Genomic DNA, 7,274 nt, shown 5'->3' with positions numbered 1-7,274 from the left:
GCCGCTTCAAGGTCAAGCTCGACTACTACTACAAGTACTCCTACGACCTGCTCGTACAGGTTCCCACACCAGGGAACTTCTTCCTATCCAAGAAGACTTGGGTTAACTCCTCTGCTATCTCCAACGAAGGGCTAGAGCTTGACCTCACAGCCGACCTCATGAAGCGCAAGGAATTCTCTTGGACAATGCGCTTCAATATCGCCCGCAACTGGAACCTCTTCCGTGCCTCATACGACAACACCGACCTCGATGACAAGGTACTCGGTCGCCCCACCTACGGGATCTATACCTACAAGGATGAGGGCATCGTACAGCGCGAGGAGGATATCCCCTACCACTACAACCAGCTAGGGAAGCGTACTCCTCTCTACTTCCAGAATGAGAACTATCCCCTACGTGTCGGTGGCCGTAAGATCAAGGATCAGAACGGCGACGGACGTATCGATGCGAAGGATACCTACTACGCTGGTAGCGCTCTGCCACTAGCCTACGGGGGGATTACCAACCAGTTCACCTACAAGGGGGTCACGCTGAACGTCCTCTTCACCTACACCCTCGGGCGTAAGATGATGAACATGGTCGCCAACAGCGCCTTCAACTTCAACCAGAAGTTTGGCCCCGTGATGAACGACTTCTCTAAGGCCTCCATCTGGCAGAAGCCTGGAGACCAGACGAAGTATCCTGCGATCACCTTCGCTGACTCTGGCTACATCGGGCAGTACGATGGCGACATCGACAGCAATATCGAGAACGTGAGCTATCTGCGTCTCAAGCAGCTCTCCCTCTCCTATAGCCTGCCCCAGTCGTGGTTCAAGCGACTACACCTCAAGGACGTGCGCCTCTACCTCTCTGGTGAGAACCTCCTGCTGCTGACAAACTACTCCGGCCTAGATCCTGAGATCGTCAACCCCTACACCGGTAAGGACACGGGTGAGATGTATCCTCTGAGCCGTAAGTTCACCCTCGGACTCAACCTCAAGTTTTAGTCACTGCGATGAGATACCTAATATCCTGCATGGCTCTATCGCTCCTAGCGACAGCCTGCACTCTCGACTATACCCCTACGAACTCGATCACCTACAGCAATGCCTTCAGTAGGGAGAGCGAACTGAATGCCACCACGGTGTCCATACACTTCTACCTGAACAACTGTATGGATGCCACCAGTATCCTCACTCAGGTAGGTCTTCTAGCCGACGAGACCAGCTCGGCTGACGAGCTGAGGGAATGGAACCCACGAGCCGTAGCGGGTAGCAACTACGACTGGAAGCCACTCTACAATGTGATCTTCGAGTCCAACCTCCTACTCGAGAATATTCATCGTACCCAGGGGCTCACCGATGAGCGCCGAGCCTACCATATCGGGCAGGCACAGTTCGCCCTCGGCTTTAGCTACTTCACCCTCTCCCGTGCCTATGGTCTAGCAGCTATCCCTGAGAGCACCTCGGCGGTACGTCAATATGCCCTCTCCTCTATGCTGCAGGTCATCGACAAGGCGATCTACCATGCGGAGCAGGCCTACAGCATCCTGCCTACTCACGACAAGCTCCGCAACCTCAGCGGTGCAGTCATCACCAGCAAGCAGTTTGCCTCTAAGGGGAACTCCGCTGCCCTCCTTGCACATCTCTACGCATGGAAGGGGAGCATGATTGAGCTCTATGGACTCTCTGGCGCTAATGCCCAGGAGGCCTACCGCAAGAGCATCAACTACTCAAGCGCACTCATCAATGGGCAGGCTGGTAGCTACTCGCTCGTCTCAAGCCCCGAAGAGCTCTGTAAGCTCCTCTCCAATCCAGCGGCAGACAACCCCGAGGAGATCTTCAGTCTCGTCTACGATAAGACTCGTAGCAACACTGCGGTGACGCACAACGAAGTCGCCTCGCACTTCTGCTCCTGGCCAGTCGACAAGACCAAGACTCTAGGGGATATCACCAGCACCCCCTTCCGTCTCCTTGCCTCTACTGTCAAGGCTCTCTATCCAAATGCTGGGGATACACGTCGCACAGCCTTCTTCTATGAGGTCAACAAGACACACATAGTGGATGGCAAGGACTATGCGATCCCCTATAAGTTCCGCAATGCAATCTTCGCGAACGATGCAAGCAGCTCATCAGGTCTGAGCTTCACAAGTGTGGATGCCAACTACGTCTACTGGCGTCTAGCAGACATCTACCTGCTACGTGCTGAGTGCTATGCTAAGCTCGGTGAGACTGGCAATGCCACCTCAGACCTCAACAGGATCCGCCAGCGTGCAGGTGCCACGGCTTACCCTGCCTCAGGAGAGGGGGATCTGAAGCAGGCAATCTTCCGGGAACGGGAGCGTGAGTTCGTCATAGAGAACGACAGCCGCTTCTACGACATCCTGCGCAATGGCTATCAGGCGACCAAGCTCCTGGGCAAGTTCCAGCAGCTCACCGCCACAGAGATCGCTGGGGGTGCTCTCAACCTCCCCATCCCTCAGACTGCCTACCTAGATAAGTCAGGGAAGATTATCAACGGCTCTATCCTCCAGCGCAAGTACTGGGTATCTTACTTCTAAGTCTCACCCCTTAGCTACGTATATCGTATGACTATCCATCTCAGACGACTCAGCACCCTACTTGCAGTGGTCTCACTGCTCCTGCTGAGTGCGTGCACCAAATATAATTTTGTCGAAACGGGACTAGCCCAGAGGGAGTACCCAGGTAGCATGTGGGCCTACTTCGAGTCCCACCCCTACGACTGGAGCATGATGGTTCGCCTATCCAAGCGCATAGGTCTGCAGTCTGCCTTCGAGGGGACGAGCACCTATGGCAAGCAGATCACTTGCTTCGGCATCACGAACCATAGTTGGCGCCGATATCTGCTCAAGCAGTATGCCGACGAGATCACCAACAATGGTGGTGACGGCGAGGCCGAGGCTCAGAAGCTCACCGATGATCAGGTACTAGAGCTTCTAGATAAGCTAGACGCCAACAAAGCAAAGGCATTCATCCTCAATGGTGTTATCCCTAGCGAAGCTATTCCCCTAGAGAGCTTCACCCCGGGGCGTGCTTCTACCGACAGTAGCAATCCGATTGGTACCGGAGGGAAGACCTACACGATGGCCTCTGGTAAGAAGCTATGGATTTACTCCTTCCGCACAGCCTTCAATAATGTCCCAGGCACTGGTCCTGAGCAGCTCTTCCTCGTCTCAGCCTCCACGCAGGTCACGAGCTTTGTAGCCTCACATAACATCCGTACCACTACGGGCATTGTGCACTCACTGCAGTACAACTTCCGTCCCACCGACTTCTAACCCCAGTTATATATGCAAGCCTTCCTTTATCGGAGCCTCTTCATGGCTCTCCTCGTCCTCACGTTAGGCACGGCCTGCCGTAAGATCCCCGTGGGATACCTAGACACCACCTATGCCTCCTTCCCTCAGAAGGAGGTGTATGCCTACCGCACTGTAGACGCGGACAACCCGCACAGCAAGACCCAGCAGTACCCTGCTCCCTGGACGAGCCAGCGTATCCAAGGGGTCTCGGGGACAAACCCTGTGAACTTTGAGTACCTAGGGGTCTCCGTCTCTGATGGTGGTGATGCCGCCATCTTCAGCTCGTGTGTCACCTCGGGTGAGATCACTGTCTCTGGGGGGACGATCAACGTCTTCCCCTCAGCGGTGGACAAGCTCCCCAATGGTCGCTACAGCGTGAACCTCCGTGTCTACAACGAGGGCTACTCTCGTGAGCTCAACGGGCTCTGCACCTTCATCATTCAGGATCAGGAGAACTAGCCCCTTACCCTCAACACATTCATAAAACCAATGAACAAGCTTAAGCATATCCTCCTCAGCCTACTGCTGCTCCTCATCGTGCAGCCCGTATCGGCACAGCAGGAGCAAGGTATCCGCTTCTTCAAGGGCACCTTCGAGGATGCCCTCAAGGAAGCCCAGCGCCAGAACAAGCCCCTCTTCGTGGACTTCTACGCTACGTGGTGTGTCCCGTGTAAGAAGATGGAGAAGACTGTCTTCACTCAGCCCGAGGTCGGCGCCTACTTCAACGAGCGCTTCATCTCCCTACAGCTCGATGCCGAGAAGCCCGAAAATGTCGAGACGGCCAAGAAGTACAAGGTAGAGGCATTCCCTACCCTCGGTATCATTGCCTCCGATGGCAAGGCGATTTCGATCAACGCTGGCTTCGTGCAGGCTGCCGAGCTCATCGAGTTCGCCAAGACGGCCCTCGGTGAGATGAAGGGCTTCGAGCAGTACTGGGAGGATCATCGCAAGTCGCCCCAGGATCTAGGCATCCAGCAGGAGCTCCTCATCCAAGCTCCCCGCTTCCTCACCACCCAGGACGGTATGGACGCAGAGAAGTGGGTAGTACGTGTGCGCAAGCTCTACAAGAGCTACCTCGAGCGCAAGATGGCTGATGGCTCCATCATCAACAAGAAGGACTACATGATCATCAGCTCCCTCGGCGGGAACGATGAGTCCGAGACCCAGCAGATGGTAGAGTACATCAACGCGAACCTCGACAAGTGGATCAGCGCCGTCGGCGAGTCCGCCGCCTACTACATCATCGAGAAGAATGATGAGCGTATGCTCAACCTCGTCAAGGATGGCAACATCAAGTACAAGGAGTATCTGGAGAAGATCCGTACCGACTACAAGAAGGCCTACGACGTCATCAAGCTCAAGAACACCACTCCCTACCAGAAGTCTCTCGACTACTACGATGCTCTCTATGCTATCTACAAGGACAAGAATGTCTCCACCTACATAGAGCGCATGAAGCGTTACCTCGATACCCTCGGCGAAGATGCCAACGGCTCTGACTATGCCTCCGCAGCCCAGTCTCTCTACTATGCTGCGGCCTCCAAACTCCGTCCCGAGGATCACCGTCAGGCTATCGCTTGGCTCGAGAAGGCTATCCCCACCGAGACCGTCATCATGAGCAAGGTGAACTATCTCGTCATGGCGGGCGACTCCTACAAGGAGCTCAAGGACTATGCAGCGGCTCGTAAGTACTACAACCAAGCCTATGCCGAGAGCCTACAGCTAGCCTCCATGGAGCAAGCCCAGCAGATGGTACAGGGGGCGATCACCTACAAGCTCGCCACCCTCGACCTCCTCGAGAAGTAGCCCCACACTGCCCACCGAGGCAGTCCCAACCAACAACGCTCGACGCCCCCAGTGCCCGACCTTCGGCACTGGGGGCGTCCTCCTTTCCGTCCCCATCATATAGGCCCTCCCCAGCCAAGCTCCCTCCTAGCTAGCGCACCTACCGCCATCATCTACCCTAGCTAGTACCTCACCTACCGGGCACCATCTGCCCCCTACCTAGCGCACCTTTGCCTAGCCTTCGTAGACCACCTATTGGACTTATTGCACCTATTGGACTTAGGCCTACCGCTCCTACTGCCACCCCCATCCCGCCATCCCGCCCTACCCCACCTCAGGCTTCTCCACCTAAGTCCAATAGGAGCAATAGGTCTAATACACCCCATCTACCCTGCCGCCCCAAACCACGATATAGCACCCTAGCCCCACATCCTATATGCCCACAGCCCACCTATAGCTACCTAGCCCGACAGAGACAGCTCCCAGCACATGGGCACCTTCGCCCACCCTATTAGACCTATTGCACCTATTAGACCTATTAGCCCCATCACACCGACTCCTGCCCTCCCTAGCTCTATTAGACGATGCCCTCGGGATATTTTCGTACCTTTGTGGGACAAACTACGGGGATGTTTTGGCTTTGACAGCATGATGAAGTGGTTTGTAAGCATGTAGTGCTGCGCCCATAAGCACTCTAATCTCTGTGAGCAAACTTTTAACTGGCGAAAATAACTACGCTCTCGCTGCGTAACCGAAGAACAGTAGGTTCACACGCTTCATCACGGCGACAGATCGCTGTGACGAGACATCACTCAGATAGCCGTTCTCTCCGAGGCGATCTGGCTCAGTGGTGTAGGAAATTCGGGGATCGCTCCTGCCAGCTCTCGGGCAGGGGTCAGATTTAGAGAGCTAAGGTGTGGGGCATGGTAGCCTCAGTCGCGCTCCACACACGAAAACCCAAAGTGAGGATAAACATGTAGAAAGCAGATTAGTTCCATGTTTGGACCGGGGTTCGAACCCCCGCATCTCCACTCATTAAGGATCTGATCAGGCGACAATGGTGGCACCCGCCCCGTTGTCGCCTGATTTCTTTGTATAGACTACCTTTGTCGGAGGTACACTCACTTCTTACTAATCCTTTGCCCCACAAAGTGCCCCACGTATATGAACCGATCGCTACACCGTGCGCTCTATAGCTGCGCCCTTGTCCTCCTTACCCTGATGATGTCTCAGACTGCTGCCCTTGCCCTCCCCTCCGATACGCTGACCCTTAGCCGTGGCTGGACCTTCAGCGAGCACGGCAGCTCCGAGGTGCATCCTGCGACGGTGCCTGGTGTCGTACAGCAGGATCTCATCCGTCTGGGCAAGCTCCCCGATCCCTATTACCGCCTCGCAGAGGACTCTATCCAGTGGGTCGGTGAGCGTGACTGGGACTATGCCTGCACCTTCACCCTCAGCCCCGAGCAGCTCCAGCATCCGTCGATTCACCTCCTCTTCGAGGGGCTGGATACCTACGCTTCGGTCTATCTCAATGGGCAGAAGATCCTCGAGGCGGAGAATATGTTCGTAGCGCACGAAGTCGATATCCGCCCGTATGTGACGGCATCGAACCGCCTGGAGGTGCGCTTCCGTTCTCCTCTCACCGCTGCCCTACCGCTCTACGAAGCTGCGGGCATCAACTATCCCGCGGACAACGACCATGCGGAGAAGCACCTCTCGGTCTTCACCCGCAAGGCACCCTATCACTACGGCTGGGACTGGGGCGAGCGCATGATCACCATCGGCATCTGGCGCCCTGTACGAGTGCTCCTGCGTGGGGCGACCTTCTTCGCTGAGCGCCCCGTCGTGACCTATCACCCCGAGCGAAGCCTACCCATCGAGGTGCGCCTCCCCGAGGGTGCTGTCCGAGGGAGCGAAGCGACGCACCTCAGCTACCACCTCTATGACGCTACGGGGCGACTGGTCTTCGAGCGTACGGCACCCCTTGCCGACTTCATCACCCCGACTGAGCGTGGGGGCTTGCACGCTCTGGCTAATCCCCAGCTGTGGTGGGCCAATGGCTTAGGCAAGCCCTACCGCTATAAGGCACGCTTTGAGCTCCTCGAAGGTGAGCGTGGCCGTGTGCTTGACGCGACGCAGTGCGCTGTCGGGCTGCGAACGGTCGAGCTCGTGCGTGAGAAAGATAAGGACG

Annotated in this window: 5 protein-coding genes, 1 other RNA gene and 1 pseudogene; all 7 read left to right on the top strand. The window is 56.1% G+C overall.

The window, feature by feature from the left end:
• Positions 1 to 986 (top strand): annotated as a pseudogene (locus QZ554_RS07815) (SusC/RagA family TonB-linked outer membrane protein); the annotation flags it as partial.
• A gap of 8 nt (positions 987 to 994) precedes the next feature.
• Complete coding sequence (locus tag QZ554_RS07810) at positions 995 to 2,539, top strand: RagB/SusD family nutrient uptake outer membrane protein (RefSeq protein ID WP_297195635.1); 1,545 nt, start codon at positions 995 to 997, stop codon at positions 2,537 to 2,539.
• A gap of 27 nt (positions 2,540 to 2,566) precedes the next feature.
• Positions 2,567 to 3,277 carry a fasciclin gene (locus QZ554_RS07805; RefSeq protein WP_297195633.1) on the top strand — a complete coding sequence of 237 codons (711 nt, stop codon included), beginning with the start codon at positions 2,567 to 2,569 and terminating at the stop codon, positions 3,275 to 3,277.
• Positions 3,278 to 3,289: 12 nt separating this feature from the next.
• Positions 3,290 to 3,757: a hypothetical protein gene (locus tag QZ554_RS07800; RefSeq protein ID WP_297195631.1), complete on the top strand. Its 468-nt coding sequence runs from the start codon at positions 3,290 to 3,292 to the stop codon at positions 3,755 to 3,757.
• A 30-nt stretch (positions 3,758 to 3,787) separates the two neighbouring features.
• On the top strand, positions 3,788 to 5,104 hold the full coding sequence (locus QZ554_RS07795; protein ID WP_297195629.1) for a thioredoxin family protein: 1,317 nt from the start codon (positions 3,788 to 3,790) through the stop codon (positions 5,102 to 5,104).
• Between the two features lie 604 nt (positions 5,105 to 5,708).
• Positions 5,709 to 6,117, top strand: a transfer-messenger RNA (tmRNA) gene (gene ssrA, locus QZ554_RS07790).
• Between the two features lie 130 nt (positions 6,118 to 6,247).
• Positions 6,248 to 7,274: sugar-binding domain-containing protein (locus tag QZ554_RS07785; RefSeq protein WP_366764790.1), on the top strand; the 1,027-nt coding region annotated here is incomplete at its 3' end.

Origin of the sequence: uncultured Porphyromonas sp., from assembly GCF_915070105.1 — a bacterium.
GTDB lineage: Bacteria > Bacteroidota > Bacteroidia > Bacteroidales > Porphyromonadaceae > Porphyromonas.
Note: the sequence above shows the minus strand (reverse complement) of the source record. Positions and strands in the feature narration are given on the sequence as shown.